This is a genomic window from Thalassospira sp. UBA1131 (genome assembly GCF_002311515.1).
GTDB lineage: Bacteria > Pseudomonadota > Alphaproteobacteria > Rhodospirillales > Thalassospiraceae > Thalassospira.
The window spans coordinates 26,000-27,139 of record NZ_DCAO01000018.1; the positions used below are offsets into that span (position 1 = coordinate 26,000).

Here is a 1,140-nt window from a genome sequence, read left to right on the forward strand (position 1 = left end):
CCGACCGCAACAAACAGGCGGTCGCCATCCGGTGACAACGCGGCATAGCGCCAGCCATGATGGCGCTCATCAGGCAGATTGGTAAACAGGATCCTTGGGCTACCAAGGCTTTCGCCATCAAAATTAGCAAGATCATAGGACACGATGCGGTGTTGATCGGCGACAAACAGGGTACCGGGTTTATAAGCAATCCCGTTGGCCAGCTTGAAGTCATCGGCAATCAGATTGACGTCCTCGGCAACGCCATCGCCGTCCTGGTCACGCACGAAATAAAGGTTCGGTCCTCGCGTCCCGACAAAAGCGCCGTTAAGCTCCGGGGCGACCGCAATCGTCCGGGCGTTGCTGACCTCGGCAAAGACCGAAAGGCGATATCCGCTTTCAGCCGTTAGCATCGATTGAACGCGCGCCACCCGTTCTGAAACCTGCTGGGCCTGTGCGGAAAGGTTTACCGCGGTCACAGCCGCGGCAGAGACAGCCCCCAAACACAAACGCCCGGCCCATCGGCGTGCGTTGTGCAACTGGCGACGGAAGTCCGGGCGTAAATATTGGGTCATCCTGAAATCTCCTTGTCTGGCAATCGGCCTTACAAGGGATACGGACAGTTTCCCCAGGTCGATTAACGAACGCGTTCAGAGATCGGGGCGTTGACCGACAGTTCCATGTCCCAGGGGAAGTAAATCCAGGTATCCTGGGAGACTTCGGTCACAAAGCTGTCAACGATTTCACGGCCAAGCGGCTTGGCATAAACCGTTGCGAAATGCGCATGCGGCAGTTTTTCGCGCACAGCCTTGGCGGTTTTGCCGGTATCGACCAGATCATCAATGATCAGCATATCGGTACCGTCACCCTTGATGTCTTTCAGCCATTCCAGATCGCCACGCGTCTTGTCAGAGTAGCTGCGTACGCACACCGTATCAATCAGGCGAATATCAAGTTCGCGGGCAATGATGGCCGCCGGCACAAGACCGCCACGGGTGATTGCCACGATTCCCTTGAACGGGCCTTTTTCCAACAGTCGCCATGCAAGTGCACGGGCATCGCGATGCATCTGTTCCCAGGAAACCGGGAAACCTTTGTTATAAGCAGCTTCGCTCACAAGAATTCTCCTGCGCCAGATCGGTTCGCCAAATGAATGTGCCC

General features: G+C 56.2%; 1 protein-coding gene and 1 pseudogene. Both read right to left on the reverse strand.

Translation table 11 applies throughout. The features are described 5' to 3' along the window. Nucleotides 1-554: pseudogene (locus B3Z49_RS02555) on the reverse strand (sorbosone dehydrogenase); the annotation flags it as partial. A gap of 62 nt (nucleotides 555-616) precedes the next feature. After that, on the reverse strand, nucleotides 617-1,096 hold the full coding sequence (gene gpt / locus B3Z49_RS02560; RefSeq protein ID WP_008889111.1) for a xanthine phosphoribosyltransferase: 480 nt from the start codon (nucleotides 1,094-1,096) through the stop codon (nucleotides 617-619). Nucleotides 1,097-1,140 lie beyond the last annotated feature (44 nt).